The organism is Pseudomonas sp. MAG002Y (genome assembly GCF_019400845.1).
Lineage (GTDB): Bacteria > Pseudomonadota > Gammaproteobacteria > Pseudomonadales > Pseudomonadaceae > Chryseomonas > Chryseomonas luteola.
In genome coordinates, this window is sequence record NZ_WOEJ01000017.1 from 1 (window position 1) to 18,036 (window position 18,036).

Consider the following 18,036-nt stretch of genomic DNA (forward strand, 5'->3'; position numbering starts at 1 on the left):
GTACCCATGGTGTTACAGGTACCGGCCGAGCGGGACATGCCGGCTTCAGCAGAGAGGAACTCGTTCAGGTCGATCAGCCCACCCTTATAGGCCTCGTGCATCTGCCAGACGATGGTACCGGCACCGATGTCGCGACCGTGGTGCTTGCCGTTGAGCATCGGGCCACCGGTCACCACGATGGCAGGTACGTCGCAGCTGGCAGCGCCCATCAGTAGCGCAGGAGTGGTCTTGTCGCAGCCGGTCAGTAGCACCACGGCATCGACCGGGTTGCCGCGGATGGCTTCCTCCACGTCCATGCTGGCCAGGTTACGGGTCAGCATGGCGGTGGGGCGCAAGTTGGACTCGCCATTGGAGAAGACGGGAAACTCAACGGGAAAGCCGCCGGCTTCGTAGACGCCGCGCTTGACGTGCTCGGCAATCTTGCGGAAGTGGGCGTTGCAGGGGGTAAGTTCGGACCAGGTGTTGCAGATCCCGATGATGGGTTTGCCCTGGAACTCATGGTCCGGGATGCCCTGGTTCTTCATCCAGCTGCGATACATGAAGCCGTTCTTATCGGTATTGCCAAACCACTGAGCCGAGCGCAACTGGTTTTTTTTCTCAGACATGTTGTTAACTCTTATTTGTCATACTAAACGAAAGTATTGATCCGAATTTAGACTTAATAAGCTTTCATGTGAAGTGTTGTTGGGTAAAAAGTATTACTTTATAGTCCATATCACCAGTGCGGCTGCTATGCTCAAGCCGTACATAACAAAAACAATCGGAGACTTGGCTATGAGCCCAGAAATGCGGCTGATCCGCCTCATCACACTCAAACTTATTCCCTTCCTTATCCTGCTGTACCTTGTAGCCTACGTGGACCGTTCCGCTGTCGGGTTTGCCAAGTTGCATATGGGGGCAGATATCGGCATCAGCGATGCGGCTTATGGGATGGGGGCAGGACTGTTCTTTATCGGATATTTCCTGTTCGAAGTGCCAAGCAATCTGTTCCTGACTCGCTTTGGAGCGCGCCGCTGGTTTGCACGGATCCTCATTACCTGGGGTGCCATTACGATTGGCATGGCCTTCATCCAGGGACCAACCAGCTTCTATGTAATGCGGTTTCTACTTGGTATTGCGGAGGCGGGATTTTTTCCTGGGGTGCTGTACTACATCACGCAGTGGTATCCCATACGTCACCGCGGCAAGGTCCTAGGATTTTTTATCCTGTCGCAACCCATTGCCATGATGGTGACTGGTCCGCTCTCGGGCGCCTTGCTAGGCATGGAAGGCCTAATGGGTCTGCATGGCTGGCAGTGGCTGTTCATTCTTATCGGTACGCCTGCAGTATTGCTCGCATGGCCAACCTTGCGTTTTCTGCCAGATGGTCCGGCAAAGGTGAAATGGCTATCGGCTGATGAGAAACGCTGGTTGGCAAACGAACTTGAAAAGGATTTGCAGGAGTATGGCCAGACACGTCATGGCAATCCACTGCATGCACTCAAGGACAAGCGCGTCCTGCTACTGGCACTCTTCTATCTGCCGGTGACCTTGAGTATTTACGGCCTGGGCTTGTGGCTGCCGACGCTGATTCATCAGTTTGGCGGAAGTGACATCATGACCGGCTTTGTCTCGTCCGTTCCTTATCTCTTTGGCATTATTGGTCTTTTGGTTATTCCTCGCAGTTCAGATCGCCTGAATGATCGTTATGGTCATCTGGCGGTCCTGTATGCGCTAGGTGCCATAGGCTTCTTCTTCAGTGCTTACCTAAGTGCACCAGCACTGCAATTGGGGGCTTTGTGTCTGGCGGCCTTCAGCCTGTTTTCCTGCACTGCAATCTTCTGGGCGCTACCAGGTCGCTTTTTCTCGGGTGCCAGTGCCGCCGCTGCCATTGCGCTGATCAATTCGGTAGGGAACCTGGGAGGTTATATCGGGCCATTTGGTATTGGCGCACTTAAAACCTATACCGGGACATTATCGTCCGGTTTGTACTTCCTGGCAGGAGTACTTTGCATAGGTCTTTTGATGACATGGGTCGTGTATAACCAGCTGGAGCGGCGCCTTGCGCTCAAGGCTGCCCCGTCTTCCTGAGCGGCAGGCTGCATAAAAAAGCCACTCGTGATGAGTGGCTTTTTGCTTTATCAGTGCTGGATATGCAAGCCGCACTCACGGTTTTCTTCGCCCTTGGTGGGGTCGAAGTAATCGAAGTTGTTTGGCAGATTGTGCTCAACCAGATATTGATACAGGTCTTTAGAGGTCCAGTTCAGCAGGGGGGCAACCTTGATCAGGCCATCCTGGTTGATGCTGACCGGCTGCATTTGGGCACGCACTGCAGTATCGCTTGCACGCAATGCGGTAAACCATACGCTGGGTGCCATTTCCCGCAGTGCGCGGGTAAACGGCTCAAGTTTGACTTCTTCGGTAAAGGCCTCATGGCGTGGATCGTCTAATCCAGGCACAGGACCTTCAATAGCTTCGCGATGGGCTCGCGAGCGCTTGGGTAGATAAGTGATCAAGTTGAGATTAAGTGCGCGGGCGACCTCATCGGCGAAGCGATAAGTCGCCTCGGTATTATAGCCGTTGTCCATCCATACCACAGGGATGTCGGGCTTTACACGCGTTACCATGTGAAGAATGACCGCTTCAAACGGACGAAAATTGGTCGTGCAGATAGCCGGCTTGCCAAGACCCAATGCCCAGGCAACAAGCTGCTCAGGCTGATTGGCGAATTCGGCATTGATGCGGTCCAGATCAAGTGACATGGCAAGGCTCCAACGCTAATAAGTCAAGACGAGCATGGTAACAAAGCGCCGTCTGGGCTGCACGACGTAGCGGCATCCGTCAGGCTATGCATCTCAAGGGTATTCAATAACACTCGTACCTTGGCAATGGATTCCTCATACTCGTCTTGCCATTCTGAGTCCCTGACGATTGCACCGCCGCCCCAGCAGCTGGCCATCCCGTCCTTGATCAATACACTGCGAATAGCGATGGAGCTGTCCATCTCGCCCCGCACGTCTATATAGAGCAGGGAGCCACAGTAGATGGAGCGGCGAGTCGGCTCCAGCTCATCGATGATTTCCATTGCCCGAATCTTGGGGGCTCCGGTGATTGAGCCGCCTGGAAAGCTTCCGGCCAGCAGATCGAATACATCGCAACCGGATGCAAGCTCACCCGTCACACTGCTCACCAAGTGATGCACGTTTGGATAGCTCTCCAATGTAAACAGCTCAGGGACTTTGACCGAGCCTATTCGGCAGCTGCGTCCCAGGTCATTACGCAAAAGATCAACGATCATTACATTTTCGGCACGATCTTTTGGACTGGCCAGCAGTTCATCCGCCAGGGCGGCGTCTCGTACGGGGTCCAGGCTGCGTGGTCGCGTCCCTTTGATGGGGCGTGTTTCTACCCGGCCGTCATGCACCTGAATGAAACGTTCAGGTGAGTGGCTGAGGATGGCACCGCCCTGGATAGGCAGATAACCGGAAAAAGGCGTAGGGCAGGCGGCTCGCAAGGTGCGGTAGGCTTGCCAGTCTGATCCAGAGCAGGGCGCCTGAAAGCGCTGTGTGAAGTTGATCTGATAACAGTCCCCGGCGTTTATATAAGCCTGGGTTCGCTCGATTTGTTCGCGATAGCGCTCTTTAGTCACATTCGCCTGGAATGGGATTTTCAGGCAAAAGGTTTGATCCTGGCTTGGAGTAACCGGGCTCGTGAAGAGATCAATCAAGCGCGAGCGTTCAGCGGCATTCAGGATCGGATGAAATACTAGCTGGCTGGTCTGTCTTTCATGATCGCTAATCAATGCCCAGCCATACAGACCCAGTCTGGCCTCAGGCAACATCAGATCATCTTGGGCCTGAGCCGGTAGACGCTCCAGCTGGCGACCAAGATCATAGCTCAGATAACCCATCACGCCACCTGCAAAGGGCAGATCTACTTCGGTGGGAAGCTTCGCCGCTCCGAGCCTGCCGAGTGCGTGGCGAAGCCGAGCGAAAAACGAATGCCCTGATTCCTCCGCTAAAGGGGTGAGCTGCTCCAGCGGCCAGGCACTAAGCAGGTCATATCGTCCACGTGTGGCCGTTGGTCTGCCAGAGTCCAGCAGAACAGCACCCTCCGCATTACGGATGCGCTCGAAGAAGTTACCGGGATCTGCTTGGTAGTCAAGCGGATAAAGTGTACAGGTGAGCATGTGTTCAGCGCGTTACGGTAGATGAGGAGACATGACCGAATAACCGTTGAGAAAAGGCTACACGCTCTTCCGCTGTTTCAACGATACCCTGGACCTGCATTTCGGCGAGACGAGCCTCTACTGCCTGAGCTCGCAAGGTAAGTCCGCTGTCATTGGCAATCTGAATATTCAGGCCAGGCCGTGCATTGAGCTCAAGAATCAGAGGTCCTTTATCTTTGTCGAGCACCATGTCAACACCAATGTAACCCAGCCCGGACAATTCATAACAGGAAGCCGCCAAGCGCATGAATCCGTCCCAGTCCGGCAGCTGTACGCCGTCTACGGGGTGGGCGGTATCCGGATGCTTTTCGATCTTGGCGTTAAGCCAGGTGCCACGTAGCGTAAGTCCGGTTGCCAGGTCCACTCCGACACCAATCGCACCCTGGTGCAGGTTAGCCTTGCCTCCGGATTGACGTGTAGGTAGACGTAACATGGCCATTACGGGGTAGCCCATCAAGACGATAATTCGAATGTCCGGAACACCTTCATAGCTGATATTGCGAAACAGCTCATCAGGGATGACCCGGTACTCGATGAGTACTCGATCTCTATGGCCACCGAGTGAATAGAGACCCGAGAGGATGCTGGAGATGTGATATTCCATGTCCGAACGGCTAACCATCTTGCCGGAGACTGTTTTCAATCGCCCCTCAAAGCGGTCGGCAATGACCAGAATGCCATCGCCACCAGCCCCCTGTGCGGGTTTAACAACGAAATCCTGATGGTTCTCAATAATCGTATCGATCTTCCCGATGTCGTGCTCTGTCGAGATGATCCCATATAAATCCGGCACATGGATGCCTGCCTCGATTGCTCGCTGCTTGGTCAGGATTTTGTCATCCACGACCGGGTACAGGCTGCGCTTGTTGTACTTGAGTACATAATCGGCATTACGCCGGTTGATACCCATGATCCCTCGAGCCGAAAGGGCCTTCCATGTTTTGATCAAACCGAACATGTCAGTCTTCCTTCAGCAGGGCCTTGAAGCGAACCAGTTCCGTCAGGCGATAACCGCGATAACGACCCATTGCCAGCATGAAGCCCACCAGAATCAACAGGACGGCCGGGAACGTAAATACGAAATACACCAGCGGTGGGATTTTCATCAGAAGATAAGCCAGCGAGCCGGCGAACAACGTGCCGATGGCGACCTTGAGAGCATGGTTGGCGCCACGCTCCTCCCAGGTTATCGAGAGTCGCTCAATGGTCATGGTCAGAATAACCATTGGGAAGAGCGCAACCGAAAGGCCGTTTTCAAATCCCAGTTTGTGACTGAACAGGCTGATGGCGGCAATCATGAGTACGACGAACGTCAGTACAACCGACAGTCGAGGCAGCATCTGCAAGCGGAGGTGTTCCAGGTAGGAACGCAGGGAAAGGCCCAGTGCAGTGATCACGGTGAACAGACCGATGCCCCACTGCAGGCCGGTTTCCCGGAAAGCCAGTGCAATCAGAACCGGTGTAAAGGTTCCCAATGTCTGCAGGCCTATAAGATTTCGCAATATGAGAATCACGAGTACGCCAAGCGGGATCATGATCATCGTCTGGTAGGTCTGCTGGGTCTGGAGGGGTAGGCCGTACAGGGAATAATCCATGAAGGCCGTCTCCACACTCGAATTGGTGAGCTGAGCCAGGCGAATGGCATTCATCTGGCTGCTGTCCAGCGTGAACGTCACATTCGCTTTACGACCGCCATCGAGGTTCAGCAGTTGACCGTCACCGCTCCACCAGATCATGCGATCGGACGGTAGACCGCGCTCGCCTGTTTCAGGATTGAAATAGATCCAGTCCTTGCCGTTATAGCTACGCAGCCAGAGTTCCGGATTTTGCTGAATGTGGGCGGCAAGGCGCAGGGTGTGAACCTTTTCCAGGGGTACACGTGCCAGCGACACCAGCAGATCGATGGTCTGTGCCCGCTTGGTGATGCTGGTATCGCCATTGAGTAACAACTTTACGTTGTCGTCATTGACGTTATTGACGCGCCTGATGGCTTCGCTGATGAATGTTTCCACATCGGCTGAGTGCTGGCGGATAGGCGCGATCAAGGCTTCAGCGGCCAGGCGCTCAGGACCTTCCGGCAGAACAATAGGGTCTCGAGTAACCGGGCCTTTTTCTTCTCGTGGCTTGTCACTTCCAAAACGCTTGGTCATAACCAGACGGTAATACAGGGTCTGGTCGCCTTTGGCGCGTCGTGCAGACCAGGTCAGCTGTCGGTTACCCTCTATGCGGCTGACGTTAACGCCGTAGTTATTGGAGACAAAGCTCTCGTTAAGGCTGACGTAGCCTTGCGTCAAGGGTGGAACGAACAGTTGTACTTTGACGGGCACGTGGGGTGTGGCAGTAAACGTAACCTTGGCATCAATACTCCATAACTCATCCGTTTCATCCTGAGTGATCGGAATGCCCAGCCCAAAGATCTGGTAGGCGGTAATGGATACGCCAAGTAGAACCAGAACAGTGATAAGAATCTTCAGATGCAAATTAATGGAGCGCATGCAGGTTACTCGACTTTCAAATAGGGCATGCCGGAGTACCGGCCAGATAAGAGCGGGAGACGTCAATCAAGGCGTCATAGCGCCTGAGTGCCTTGCTGCCAATCAGCAAGGGAAAGTCAAAGTGGCTACGGTTCGTAAGATTAACCTCAATCGTATGCCTCTCATTTCCCATGCAGATAACCATTGGAATAACGGGACGACTGGTATGCATCTTGGGTTCGACCCCTGGTGTGTGGTCTGCATGCCGCCGCTTGATATGGCTTACACGAAGCAGAGGGCGCTCCAGCGTAATGTCATGGGCCTGATCAATAGCCAGAGAAAAGCGCACCCAGCGCTCCCCGCTACGGGTAAATAGATGGATGCGGTGTGCACTCAAGGAGGCGGTTTCTGCACCCGTATCAAGCTTTGCTTTAAGGTGTAAATTTAGCTCCGGCAGATACACATTTTCATGCAGGCCATACGTTCGCTTCTCGCTTGAAAAGCACAGGGTGCTCCATAGCAGGGGCACGCTAAACAGTAGATAAATTAAAGATTTCATCAAGCTAGTGCAGGCCAGGCATGTGCCAGCGGAGGATGGCTTCCGGCACAGTGCGTCAGTCAAAAGGGCGCATTCTAGCATGGGCCCCTTTCTAAACCAGTGAAGCCTGCCGCGACGTATCACTTTAGGCGGCGCTCAACACCTTTCTCTACCAGAATCTTGGCGGCGATCTCTTCAACAGAGAAATGGGTTGAATTGATAGACGGAAGATTTTCACGTCGGAACAGGCTTTCTACTTCCCGGACCTCAAACTCGCACTGGGCAAAACTGGCATATCGGCTATTGGGCCGGCGCTCGTGCCGAATCGCCGATAGGCGGTCAGGGTCGATTGTCAGACCAAACAGTTTGTTCTTTTGTGCCTTGAGCGAGGCAGGCAGTTGCAAGCGCTCCATGTCCTCCTCGGTTAAAGGATAGTTCGCTGCTCGAATTCCAAACTGGAGCGCCATATAAAGGCAGGTGGGCGTTTTGCCGCACCGGGAGACACCGACCAAAATCAAATCAGCCTTGTCGTAGTGTTGCGTACGCGCGCCGTCGTCGTTTTCCAGAGCAAAATTCACGGCCTCGATACGTTGCATATAATTGGCGTTATGCATCATGGAGTGTGATTTACCGACCGAATATGACGATTCAGCACACAACTCCTGCTCAAGCGGGGATAAAAAAGTGGAAAAGATGTCAATCATGAACCCATTCGACTGGTCGAGAATTGCGCGTATTTCCCGATTAACGATGGTGTCGAAAATAATGGGGCGCGCACCGTCTGACACGGCGGCGTTGTTGATTTGCTGTACCATGGCCCGGGCTTTTTCCACGGTGTCGATATAGGGCCGGGTCAGTTTTGTAAAGCTGATGTTCTCGAATTGAGCGAGTAAGCTTTGGCCGAGGGTTTCGGCAGTAATGCCGGTACCGTCGGAAATAAAGAAGGCGGTTCGTTTCATCAGGGTGAAACTCCCGAGACAGTGGTTTTTGATTTTATCGTAAGGTGCTTCGTAAAGGCTGCTGGAAGATTGGCACTTTTTTAAAAGTACTTGGCGCCTGTAGCCAGTCGATAAAACGAATCCTACTGATTCTGGAATAAAGACCCAGTGTGAACGTGCCAGTTGCGTACGAGCTTTCCCACAAATACAAATATGGAGAGATCACCTTGGACGAGTACGTAGTTTCCCTGGATAAACTCGGGGTGCACGATGTTGAGCAAGTGGGCGGCAAAAACGCATCCCTTGGCGAAATGATCAGCAACCTGGCGGGCGCAGGTGTTTCGGTTCCTGGCGGTTTTGCTACTACTGCACAGGCCTATCGGGACTTCCTTGAGCAAAGCGGGCTTAATGACCGTATCCATGCCGCTCTGGACGCGCTAGATGTCGACGATGTTAACGCGTTGGCTAAAACAGGCGCCGAAATCCGGCAGTGGATCATGGACGCCGAATTTCCGGCTCGCCTGGATACTGAAATCAGAACGGCCTTCGCACAGCTGTCGGCAGGAAATGACAATCTGGCGGTTGCCGTGCGGTCTTCCGCTACGGCAGAAGACCTGCCGGATGCCTCCTTTGCCGGTCAGCAGGAAACGTTCCTGAATATACGCGGTGTAGACAACGTCATCCGAGCGGCCAAAGAGGTCTTTGCATCGCTGTTCAACGACCGGGCCATTGCTTACCGCGTACACCAGGGCTTCGATCACAAGCTCGTCGCGCTATCGGCTGGGGTGCAGCGCATGGTTCGCTCCGAAACAGGGGCGGCAGGCGTGATGTTTACACTGGACACCGAGTCGGGTTTCCGGGATGTGGTCTTTATCACAGGTGCTTATGGCCTGGGTGAAACCGTTGTCCAGGGTGCCGTCAACCCTGATGAGTTCTATGTACACAAGTCCACACTAGAGGCGGGGCGGCCTGCAATCCTTCGCCGTAATCTGGGTAGCAAGGCTATCAAGATGATCTATGGCGAGGAAGCCAAGGCGGGGCGCTCTGTCAAAACCGTCGATGTTGAGGCTGCCGAGCGTGCACGCTTCAGCATTACCGATGATGAGGTCACCGAGCTTGCCAAGCAGGCACTCATCATTGAAAAGCATTATGGTCGCCCGATGGATATCGAGTGGGCCAAGGATGGAGATGATGGCAAGCTCTATATCGTTCAGGCGCGTCCCGAGACCGTCAAGAGCCGTGCCAGTGCAACAGTAATGGAGCGCTACCTGCTCAAGGAAAAGGGGCAGGTCATTGTTGAAGGGCGTGCGATCGGCCAGCGTATCGGTGCAGGCCCGGTCAAGGTCATCCGTGATGTTTCCGAAATGGATCGCGTCATGCCGGGCGATGTCTTGGTTTCCGATATGACCGATCCCGACTGGGAGCCGGTCATGAAGCGCGCCAGCGCTATCGTCACCAACCGCGGCGGCCGGACGTGTCACGCAGCAATCATCGCTCGTGAGTTGGGTATTCCGGCTGTAGTGGGGTGTGGCAATGCAACCGAGCGCCTTAGTGATGGGCAGGTCGTAACCGTCTCATGCGCAGAGGGTGACGCGGGCCTGATCTACGAAGGTGAATTGAGCTTCGATGTCCGTCAAAGCTCGGTAGATGCCATGCCTGATCTGCCATTCAAAATCATGATGAATGTAGGAAATCCAGATCGAGCATTCGACTTCGCCCAATTGCCCAATGCAGGCGTTGGACTGGCGCGCCTTGAGTTCATCATCAATCGCATGATCGGCGTGCATCCCAAGGCGCTACTCAATTACGACAGTCTGCCGCTGGATATAAAGGAAAACGTCGACAAGCGTACGGCTGGCTATAGCGATCCGGTAGGCTTTTACGTCGAAAAGCTGGTCGAGGGCGTTAGCACGCTGGCTGCAGCGTTCTGGCCCAAAAAGGTCATTGTCCGCCTGTCCGACTTCAAATCCAACGAGTACGCCAACCTCATTGGTGGCAAACTGTACGAGCCTGAAGAAGAAAACCCGATGCTCGGGTTCCGTGGTGCTTCTCGCTATATCAGCGAGTCTTTCCGCGACTGCTTCGAGCTTGAATGCCGTGCCATGAAAAAAGTGCGTAACGAAATGGGTCTGACCAATGTCGAGCTTATGGTTCCTTTCGTTCGTACTCTTGAAGAGGCCTCCCAAGTAGTTGATCTGTTGGGGACCTACGGGCTCAAGCGTGGCGAAAATGGCCTGCGCGTGATCATGATGTGCGAGCTGCCTTCCAATGCGCTTCTGGCTGAAGAGTTCCTTGAGTATTTCGATGGTTTCTCCATCGGCTCTAATGACATGACTCAATTGACGCTGGGCCTGGATCGTGATTCTGGCATCATTGCTCATCTTTTCGATGAGCGTAATCCAGCCGTCAAGAAGCTCCTGGCTCAGGCCATCGCGGCTTGTAACAAGGCCGGTAAATACATTGGTATTTGCGGTCAGGGCCCGTCCGATCATCCTGACCTAGCCAAGTGGCTGATGGATAAGGGAATCGAAAGCGTATCGCTCAATCCGGATTCCGTGCTTGATACATGGTTCTTCTTGGCCGAGGGACAGGCTTAAAATAGCGCGTCATTCACAGGCGGGGTTAACCCCGCCTTTTTATGTAACGGTAATTATGCAAAGCAGTAGCCAGCTTTTCCCTGTTGCGCTCGTGCGCGCCGAGTTATACGGGGACTTAACCGAAGATGTGTACCTTCTCAAGCCCAACAATAGCTCAGACCTTAGTGTTGAACTGTCTCTGACACGCCTTGGGCGGCTGAACCGGCAAGCGCCCTACAGACCTCCCGTTATCCTCGTTCATGGTGCCTTTGGTAATCGTTTTACGTGGTATTCCGCGAGCGGTACTGGGCTGGGTGTCGAACTTGTCGATGCCGGATTCGACGTCTGGATTGGCGAGATGCGCGGTCATGGCTGCTCACCACGCAACTTGGAGTATGTGAGCAATCAATTATCTGACTATGCACGCTATGACCTTCCAGCAATTGCAGCCTTTGTAGAGGAGCAATCGGGGTTGCCGGGTCACTGGATAGGGCACGGGCAGGGCGGGCTTGCGGTTATTTTGGGCGTGCTCAACGAATGGATGACCGAGCGCTCAGTCAAGTCGCTGGGATTGTTGGGCGTTGCCACGTCCGACCGTCTGTGGGGGCTGCTATCGTGGCGGGAAAAAATGCGCTCGACTATTTCCGGCCATGGAGTAGGCGTTGGTCCTGAGGATGAGCCAAAGGTGCTGCTAAAGGCACTTCAGGATGAGCGTGCACTGGGCAGTAGTCGCTCCGAGCGGGACCGGCTGCTAACGCGATTGTCTTCGCTCTCAATACCTGTACTGGGACTGGCAGCTGCCAATGACCCACTGGTGAGCGCTGAGGCGTGCCGAATGCTGTTTGACCGTTTCGGAGGGCAGTATAAGGATTTCATCTCTCTAGGCCAGCTTCTTTCCCGCGAAAACGGTATGAGTCATGCCTCGCCTTTCATGGCACGGGAAGCACATCGGCACTTTAGCGGGCTAATTTCAGAATGGCTGACCAGTATCGAAAAAGCTTCACAAAAGCAGGATGTTGCACCTAGTATCGAACTGACTGAATAGTAGCCCTGGATTCACTCAGGAGCCCAATGCGCAGCGGGCGATATCGTTAGGAGAGCCCATGTTCGTGCCGCTTGAAAGGTTATTGAATCTTGAGGAAGGATATCGTCAGCGCTTCCTGATCAAGGGGTTGCCAATCGTACTGATGGTCATCGAGGGCAAACATATCCTTTTTGAAGACAGGTGTCCCCATCAGGGCGCTTCACTGTTTCAGGGCGCCTTAACCTCGGACTCGATACGATGTCCCAGGCATGGCTTTGAGTTCGATGTGCACACAGGCAAGGCAGTCAACGCCAACTGTCCTGAGTTGAAATTGCTCAATCCTGCCTATGAGCGGGATCGTATCGGTATCGACCTTTAACGTCTCGAGAGAGGCCTCATATGCGCTACGTCACACCTGATCTCTGTGATGCCTATCCCGACCTGATACAAGTGGTAGAGCCATTGTTTAGTAATTTTGGTGGCTGCGACTCGTTTGGTGGGCAAATTGTCACCATCAAATGTTTTGAAGATAATTCGTATGTAAAGGAGCGGGTCGAGGAAGACGGTTCGGGAAAGGTCATGGTCGTGGACGGCGGTGGGTCCATGCGCTGTGCGCTTCTGGGCGATATGCTGGCTGAAAAAGCAGCAGCCAATGGATGGGCTGGTATCGTGATTTACGGATGCGTCCGGGATGTGGATGTGCTGGCTGAGACCAACCTAGGTATCCAAGCACTGGCTTCGCATCCCAGAAAATCCGAAAAGCGTGGAGTAGGGCAGCGCGATATACCCCTTGTGTTTGGCGGGGTCACTTTTGAAGTTGGCCATTATCTGTACGCTGATAACAACGGCATTATCGTCTCCTCGCAGCGGCTTGAGATGCCAGGCGAATGAAAGAGTAACGAGAATCTGGAATGCAGGATTACGAAAGCGGTAACGAACGCGGCCTCGTATATGGCTATGTATTGAATGGACGAGGTGGTGCCCGCCGGATTCAGCGCAACGAGCTCGATATTCTTGACCTGCAGCCCGACGAAACCCTGTGGTTGCATTGGGACCGAAGTGTACCTGAGGCCCAGCAGTGGCTTCGTCAGTCCAGCGGACTCAATGAGTTTGCCTGTGATCTTCTTCTGGAAGAGGCCACCCGTCCTCGTATCGTTCCCTTGATCGGCGAGAGCCTTCTCCTGTTTCTACGCGGCGTGAACCTGAACCCCAACGCTGTTCCCGAGGATATGGTATCGCTGCGTGTTTATGTGGATGCCCAGCGCGTTATTTCTCTTCGCTTGCGTCCCCTCAAGGCGGCAGCTGAAATCCAAGAGGATCTCGAGGAGGGAATAGGGGCTGAAAACACGCGGTCGCTTATCCTTCAACTGGCTACTTACATGACAAGCCGGGTCGATACGCTGGTCGTTGAGCTTGCTGAACAGCTCGATGAAATGGAGGAACGGGTAGAAGAAGATGAAACAAACCTGCCCGAGCACAGCCTGATCCTGGGTCTGCGCAAGCGCGTCGCTAGCCTCAAGCGTTATCTGGCTCCTCAGCGCGACATTTACTTCGATCTGTCGCGCCAGAAACCAGCCTGGCTGGTAGCCGGAGGAGAGGCCGAGTACTGGAGTGAGCTTCATAATAGCCTGACGCGGAATCTGGAGGAGCTTGAGCTTATGCGAGAGCGAGTCAGCTTCTTGCAGGAGGTCGAGCAGCGCAGTGTGGCTGAGCGGACCAATCGGACCATGTATCTGCTTGCCATCATTACCGGATTCTTCCTGCCCATGAGCTTTGTGACGGGTCTGCTTGGTATGAATGTGGGCGGCATTCCCGGGTCGACATTCTCGATGGGCTTTGTTGTGGCATGCGGTGCCATCCTGCTTATTGCTGTCTTTCAGTGGTGGCTCTTCAGGCGGTTGCGGTGGTTGTAAGTGTGACTTGCTGTTTTGGACGACCGTCTAGCATGAAAGTGGCGAGGGGTGCGCTATGCCAGATCCTTTCGAAGAATCATTAAAAGATATGCTCAAGTCGGGAGCCGAGGCTCCGACGGATTACGACAGACTGGATCGCGTCCTGAAGACTGCCAATCGGCAGGTGGGTGCAGGTGATCTGTTCGGGCTGATGGGGCGTTGGGGATCCGCCGTCCTCATGGCTATCAATAATGGCTCGGGGCACGTCAAGCCTGTACGTGGCTCTTCTCGTAGCTCCCGTTCTTCTAACAAACAAGCCGAGTAATCATGGAATTTGATATCTGGACGCAAAGCCTCCTGTCCGCGATGACAACCCTATGGAGCAAGGTGGCAGGCTTCATTCCCAATCTTCTGGGTGCTTTGCTGGTTGTTATTCTCGGATTCTTTTTTGCGAAGCTGCTTGATCATCTTCTTTCCAAGCTCTTGGCCAAGCTAGGCCTGGACAGATTGATGACCGGGACTGGTCTTACCAAGATGTTGGCCCGGGTTGGGATCAAGATTCCTGTCAGTACATTGATCGGTCGCATCGTCTACTGGTTCATTCTGCTGGTTTTTCTGGTATCGGCTGCAGAGTCGCTTGGCCTGCAGCGCGTTTCGTCTACGCTTGATGTCATGGCCTTGTACTTGCCCAAAGTGTTTGGCGCTGCTCTGGTTCTAGTCATAGGCGTGCTGCTGGCGCAGCTGGTCAATGGAATCGTGCATGGCGCGGCTGAAGGTGTTGGGCTGGATTATTCCGCAGGCCTTGGGCGCGTTGCCCAGGCGCTGGTCATTATCATCAGCATTTCTGTAGCCATCGGGCAGCTTGAAATAAAGACTGAGCTACTCAATACCGTTATTGCAATCGTGTTGGCATCACTTGGTCTGGCAGCCGCACTGGCGTTGGGGTTGGGCAGTCGCGACCTGGTCGCTCAGATCCTGGCTGGAATCTATGTGCGAGAAATTTTCGAGGTCGGGCAAGTCGTACAAATCGATGAGGTTGAAGGCGTTATCGAAGAGATCGGTACGGTGAAAACGTTGCTGCTTACCGCGGACGATGAATTGATATCGGTTTCAAACAAGCGCCTTCTTGATCAGCGTGTAAAGGCTCGCTAACAAGTGAAAAAGTTGCCGACAGCGAGCTGTGAGACGGATATCATGCCGCCCACTGAACGGCAGTCCGGCACCGTCCGCTTTGAACGAAACCTTGTCTACAGCCTATGACCCCCGCCAGCTCACTGATGAGGAGCTGGTGCAGCGCGCACATACCGAGTTGTTCCATGTGACGCGTGCCTACGAAGAACTGATGCGGCGGTATCAACGTACGCTGTTCAATGTATGCGCACGCTATCTGGGGAACGACCGAGATGCAGATGATGTCTGTCAGGAGGTCATGCTGAAGGTGCTGTATGGACTTAAGAACTTTGAGGGCAAGTCAAAGTTTAAGACCTGGCTCTATAGCATTACGTACAACGAGTGCATTACCCAATACCGGAAGGAGCGTCGTAAGCGTCGTCTGGTAGATGCTTTGAGTCTGGAGCCGATCGAAGAAGCTTCGGATGAAAAGGCGCCAAAGTTGGAAGAGCGGGGTGGTCTGGATCGCTGGCTAGCCCATGTGAATCAGATTGATCGAGAAATTCTGGTGTTACGCTTTGTGGCGGAGCTCGAGTTCCAGGAAATTGCAGACATCATGCACATGGGGCTCAGTGCGACCAAGATGCGTTATAAGCGGGCACTGGATAAGCTGCGTGACAAGTTCGCAGCAGAAGTTGAGGGCTAGGTAACACCATAGTCCACTGTTTTTTATGAACTTCTGAATAACTTGTTGTCAAAGCCTCCGGAGATTGCCGGAACACTAATATCATTAAGATGGGGATACATAGGATGAAATTGAAGAGCACCTTAGGCGTCGTCATTGGCTCCCTGGTCGCCGCTTCTTCTCTGAGCGCCATGGCTCAGGGTCAAGGCGCAGTAGAGGGCGAGCTGTTTGGCAAGCGCTACTTCACCGACAGCCAGCGTGACATGAGCAATGCCAACCTGTATGGCGGTTCGGTGGGTTACTTCCTGACTGACGACGTCGAGCTGGCGCTGTCCTATGGTGAGTACCACGACGTACGTGGCGACCACGATGAAGGTCACAAAAAGATTCACGGTAGCCTGGCTGCCCTTGATGCCTACTACCACTGGGGTACTCCTGGTGTAGGTCTGCGTCCTTACGTTTCTGGCGGTTTCGCTCACCAGTCCCTGACTGATGCGCATGCTGACCATCACGGCCGCAACCACACTACGTTCGCAAACGTAGGTGCGGGCCTGAAGTACTACTTCACCGAGAACCTGTACGCTCGTGGTGGCCTGGAAGGCAACTACAACATCGATGATGACCAGGGTGAATGGTCTGCTGTCGTAGGTGTGGGTGTGAACTTCGGTGGTTCTTCCCGTCGTCAGGAAGCTGCACCAGCACCGGAGCCGGTTGCTGATGTGTGCACCGATTCTGACAACGATGGCGTTTGCGATAACGTCGATCAGTGCCCGAACACTCCGGCTAACGTAACTGTTGATGCCAACGGTTGCCCGGCTGTTGCAGAAGTTGTTCGCGTTGAGCTGGACGTGAAGTTCGACTTTGACAAGGCTGTTGTGAAGCCTGAGAGCTATGGCGATATCAAGAACCTGGCTGACTTCATGCAGCAGTATCCGCAGACTTCTACTACTGTAGAAGGTCACACTGACTCTGTTGGTACTGATGCTTACAACCAGCGTCTGTCTGAGCGTCGCGCAAACGCAGTTCGTAACGTTCTGGTTAACCAGTATGGTGTTTCTGGCAATCGTGTAAATGCTGTAGGTTACGGCGAGAGCCGTCCTGTAGCTGACAACTCCACTGAAGCTGGCCGTGCCGTTAACCGTCGCGTAGAAGCTGAAGTTGAAGCTCAAGCTAAGCAGTAATTAGTTACTGTCTAGTAAAAAGCCCGCATCGTAAGATGCGGGCTTTTTAATTTGGGCTTATTAAGGCAATAAAAAAGCCCCTGTCGGGGCTTTTTATTAACGATTATTAATCGGATTAATATCGCGCTTGGTTGGGCCGGTATAAAGTTGACGAGGACGACCAATCTTATAGGGGCCGGAAAGCATTTCTTGCCAGTGAGAGATCCAGCCTACTGTTCTGGCCAGGGCGAAGATCACAGTAAACATACTGGTGGGTATGCCGATTGCTTTTAGGATAATTCCTGAATAGAAGTCGACGTTGGGGTAAAGATTTCTTTCAATGAAGTAAGGATCTTTGCGCGCAAGTTCTTCCAATTGCATGGCAAGTTCAAGCTGAGGATCATTAATGCCAAGTTCAGCAAGAACTTCATCGCATGTCTGTTTCATAACTTTGGCGCGAGGGTCAAAGTTCTTGTAAACGCGATGGCCAAAGCCCATTAGCTTGAATGGATCGTTTTTATCCTTGGCCTTGGCGACAAACTTATCAATATTGCTGACATCGCCAATCTCATCCAGCATTCGCAATACTGCTTCGTTTGCTCCGCCGTGAGCGGGGCCCCAAAGCGCTGCAATACCGGCTGCGATGCAGGCGAATGGGTTTGCACCCGAGGAGCCTGCCAGCCGAACTGTCGAGGTGGAAGCGTTTTGCTCGTGGTCGGCATGCAGAATAAAGATTTTGTCCATTGCCTTTGCGAGAACCGGGCTGACCGGCTTAATTTCGCAAGGTGTATTGAACATCATATGAAGGAAGTTTTCTGCGTATCCCAGGCGATTATCGGGATACATCATTGGCTGGCCCATGGAGTACTTGTAAACCATGGCGGCCAGGGTTGGCATCTTGGCAATCAGGCGCATGGCCGAAATTTCACGATGATGCGGGTCCTGGATATCCAGGGAGTCATGATAGAAGGCGGAAAGTGCGCCCACTACGCCACACATGATGGCCATTGGGTGAGCGTCACGACGAAAGCCATTGAAGAACGTCTTGAGCTGTTCATGAACCATGGTGTGGTTCTTGATGATGCTTACAAAGTTCTGCTTTTGTTCTTCGTTAGGCAATTCACCTTTTAGTAAAAGGTAACAAGTCTCAAGGTAATCGGACTTTTCTGCCAGTTGTTCGATGGGATAGCCGCGGTGCAAGAGGATCCCATTGTCACCATCGATGTAGGTGATTTTCGATTCACAGGAGGCCGTCGACATAAAGCCTGGATCGAACGTGAAAACGCCAGCGTTCGTAAGATTACGAACATCGACCACATCAGGTCCGAGGGTTCCAGACATTACGGGCAGCTGTACCGGGTCTGCGCCCTCAATGATTAGCTGCGCTTTCTTGTCAGCCATTAAGGCCTCCTTATTTATGCTTGAAATCATT

Annotated in this window: 18 protein-coding genes; 10 read left to right on the top strand and 8 right to left on the bottom strand. The window is 53.4% G+C overall.

The window, feature by feature from the left end; all coding sequences use genetic code 11:
- Nucleotides 1–605, bottom strand: a 605-nt coding sequence (locus tag GM154_RS20335; RefSeq protein ID WP_219653195.1) for a dihydroxy-acid dehydratase, incomplete at its 3' end; no start/stop codon positions are given.
- A 169-nt stretch (nt 606–774) separates the two neighbouring features.
- Here GM154_RS20335 and GM154_RS20340 point away from each other — a divergent pair.
- Nucleotides 775–2,070 carry an MFS transporter gene (locus GM154_RS20340; protein WP_219653196.1) on the top strand — a complete coding sequence of 432 codons (1,296 nt, stop codon included), beginning with the start codon at nt 775–777 and terminating at the stop codon, nt 2,068–2,070.
- 50 nt (nt 2,071–2,120) lie between these two features.
- Here the strand turns inward: GM154_RS20340 and GM154_RS20345 are convergent, their stop codons facing one another.
- The 6 genes from GM154_RS20345 to GM154_RS20370 form a co-directional block, all read right to left on the bottom strand.
- The gene (locus GM154_RS20345) at nt 2,121–2,741 is read right to left on the bottom strand and encodes a phosphoadenosine phosphosulfate reductase family protein (protein ID WP_010797785.1); all 621 of its coding nucleotides are present in this window, start codon (nt 2,739–2,741) and stop codon (nt 2,121–2,123) included.
- Between the two features lie 23 nt (nt 2,742–2,764).
- A complete protein-coding gene (pabB, locus tag GM154_RS20350) occupies nt 2,765–4,168 on the bottom strand; it encodes an aminodeoxychorismate synthase component I (RefSeq protein WP_219653197.1) in 1,404 nt (467 codons plus the stop codon).
- A gap of 4 nt (nt 4,169–4,172) precedes the next feature.
- Nucleotides 4,173–5,165: an alpha-L-glutamate ligase-like protein gene (locus GM154_RS20355; protein ID WP_219653198.1), complete on the bottom strand. Its 993-nt coding sequence runs from the start codon at nt 5,163–5,165 to the stop codon at nt 4,173–4,175.
- Between the two features lies 1 nt (nt 5,166).
- Nucleotides 5,167–6,702 carry an inactive transglutaminase family protein gene (locus GM154_RS20360; RefSeq protein WP_150347698.1) on the bottom strand — a complete coding sequence of 512 codons (1,536 nt, stop codon included), beginning with the start codon at nt 6,700–6,702 and terminating at the stop codon, nt 5,167–5,169.
- Nucleotides 6,703–6,718: 16 nt separating this feature from the next.
- Entirely contained in the window at nt 6,719–7,240 is a 522-nt protein-coding gene (locus GM154_RS20365; protein WP_051370192.1) for an ATP-dependent zinc protease, read from the bottom strand.
- 119 nt (nt 7,241–7,359) lie between these two features.
- Nucleotides 7,360–8,178 (bottom strand): pyruvate, water dikinase regulatory protein, encoded by an 819-nt coding sequence (locus tag GM154_RS20370; protein WP_010797790.1) that lies wholly within the window; start codon nt 8,176–8,178, stop codon nt 7,360–7,362.
- A 206-nt stretch (nt 8,179–8,384) separates the two neighbouring features.
- On the opposite strand from GM154_RS20370, the gene ppsA reads away from it, so the two are divergent.
- The 9 genes from ppsA (at nt 8,385) to GM154_RS20415 (ending at nt 16,625) form a co-directional block, all read left to right on the top strand.
- Complete coding sequence (gene ppsA / locus GM154_RS20375; protein WP_037030131.1) at nt 8,385–10,754, top strand: phosphoenolpyruvate synthase; 2,370 nt, start codon at nt 8,385–8,387, stop codon at nt 10,752–10,754.
- A gap of 55 nt (nt 10,755–10,809) precedes the next feature.
- On the top strand, nt 10,810–11,778 hold the full coding sequence (locus GM154_RS20380) for an alpha/beta hydrolase (RefSeq protein ID WP_219653199.1): 969 nt from the start codon (nt 10,810–10,812) through the stop codon (nt 11,776–11,778).
- Between the two features lie 58 nt (nt 11,779–11,836).
- Nucleotides 11,837–12,136, top strand: a complete 300-nt coding sequence (locus GM154_RS20385; protein ID WP_010797793.1) for a Rieske (2Fe-2S) protein — start codon at nt 11,837–11,839, stop codon at nt 12,134–12,136.
- Nucleotides 12,137–12,156: 20 nt separating this feature from the next.
- Nucleotides 12,157–12,648, top strand: a complete 492-nt coding sequence (gene rraA / locus GM154_RS20390) for a ribonuclease E activity regulator RraA (RefSeq protein WP_074827384.1) — start codon at nt 12,157–12,159, stop codon at nt 12,646–12,648.
- A 20-nt stretch (nt 12,649–12,668) separates the two neighbouring features.
- On the top strand, nt 12,669–13,670 hold the full coding sequence (locus GM154_RS20395) for a zinc transporter ZntB (protein WP_125887833.1): 1,002 nt from the start codon (nt 12,669–12,671) through the stop codon (nt 13,668–13,670).
- 55 nt (nt 13,671–13,725) lie between these two features.
- Nucleotides 13,726–13,974 (top strand): hypothetical protein, encoded by a 249-nt coding sequence (locus GM154_RS20400; RefSeq protein WP_010797796.1) that lies wholly within the window; start codon nt 13,726–13,728, stop codon nt 13,972–13,974.
- A 2-nt stretch (nt 13,975–13,976) separates the two neighbouring features.
- Nucleotides 13,977–14,801 carry a mechanosensitive ion channel domain-containing protein gene (locus GM154_RS20405; RefSeq protein ID WP_019365376.1) on the top strand — a complete coding sequence of 275 codons (825 nt, stop codon included), beginning with the start codon at nt 13,977–13,979 and terminating at the stop codon, nt 14,799–14,801.
- A 79-nt stretch (nt 14,802–14,880) separates the two neighbouring features.
- Nucleotides 14,881–15,465, top strand: coding sequence for an RNA polymerase sigma factor SigX (gene sigX / locus GM154_RS20410; RefSeq protein ID WP_019365377.1), 585 nt, complete (start codon nt 14,881–14,883; stop codon nt 15,463–15,465).
- Nucleotides 15,466–15,569: 104 nt separating this feature from the next.
- Nucleotides 15,570–16,625: an OmpA family protein gene (locus GM154_RS20415; RefSeq protein ID WP_074827376.1), complete on the top strand. Its 1,056-nt coding sequence runs from the start codon at nt 15,570–15,572 to the stop codon at nt 16,623–16,625.
- Between the two features lie 96 nt (nt 16,626–16,721).
- On the opposite strand, the gene gltA is transcribed toward GM154_RS20415, so the two are convergent.
- Entirely contained in the window at nt 16,722–18,005 is a 1,284-nt protein-coding gene (gene gltA, locus GM154_RS20420) for a citrate synthase (protein WP_010797800.1), read from the bottom strand.
- Nucleotides 18,006–18,036: the final 31 nt, after the last annotated feature.

Coding starts and splice junctions, on each gene's coding strand:
- GM154_RS20340 (WP_219653196.1), top strand. CDS start 775: ATGAGCCCAGAAATGCGGCTGATCCGCCTCATCACACTCAAACTTATT.
- GM154_RS20345 (WP_010797785.1), bottom strand. CDS start 2,741: ATGTCACTTGATCTGGACCGCATCAATGCCGAATTCGCCAATCAGCCT.
- pabB (WP_219653197.1), bottom strand. CDS start 4,168: ATGCTCACCTGTACACTTTATCCGCTTGACTACCAAGCAGATCCCGGT.
- GM154_RS20355 (WP_219653198.1), bottom strand. CDS start 5,165: ATGTTCGGTTTGATCAAAACATGGAAGGCCCTTTCGGCTCGAGGGATC.
- GM154_RS20360 (WP_150347698.1), bottom strand. CDS start 6,702: ATGCGCTCCATTAATTTGCATCTGAAGATTCTTATCACTGTTCTGGTT.
- GM154_RS20365 (WP_051370192.1), bottom strand. CDS start 7,240: ATGAAATCTTTAATTTATCTACTGTTTAGCGTGCCCCTGCTATGGAGC.
- GM154_RS20370 (WP_010797790.1), bottom strand. CDS start 8,178: ATGAAACGAACCGCCTTCTTTATTTCCGACGGTACCGGCATTACTGCC.
- GM154_RS20380 (WP_219653199.1), top strand. CDS start 10,810: ATGCAAAGCAGTAGCCAGCTTTTCCCTGTTGCGCTCGTGCGCGCCGAG.
- GM154_RS20385 (WP_010797793.1), top strand. CDS start 11,837: ATGTTCGTGCCGCTTGAAAGGTTATTGAATCTTGAGGAAGGATATCGT.
- rraA (WP_074827384.1), top strand. CDS start 12,157: ATGCGCTACGTCACACCTGATCTCTGTGATGCCTATCCCGACCTGATA.
- GM154_RS20395 (WP_125887833.1), top strand. CDS start 12,669: ATGCAGGATTACGAAAGCGGTAACGAACGCGGCCTCGTATATGGCTAT.
- GM154_RS20400 (WP_010797796.1), top strand. CDS start 13,726: ATGCCAGATCCTTTCGAAGAATCATTAAAAGATATGCTCAAGTCGGGA.
- GM154_RS20405 (WP_019365376.1), top strand. CDS start 13,977: ATGGAATTTGATATCTGGACGCAAAGCCTCCTGTCCGCGATGACAACC.
- GM154_RS20415 (WP_074827376.1), top strand. CDS start 15,570: ATGAAATTGAAGAGCACCTTAGGCGTCGTCATTGGCTCCCTGGTCGCC.
- gltA (WP_010797800.1), bottom strand. CDS start 18,005: ATGGCTGACAAGAAAGCGCAGCTAATCATTGAGGGCGCAGACCCGGTA.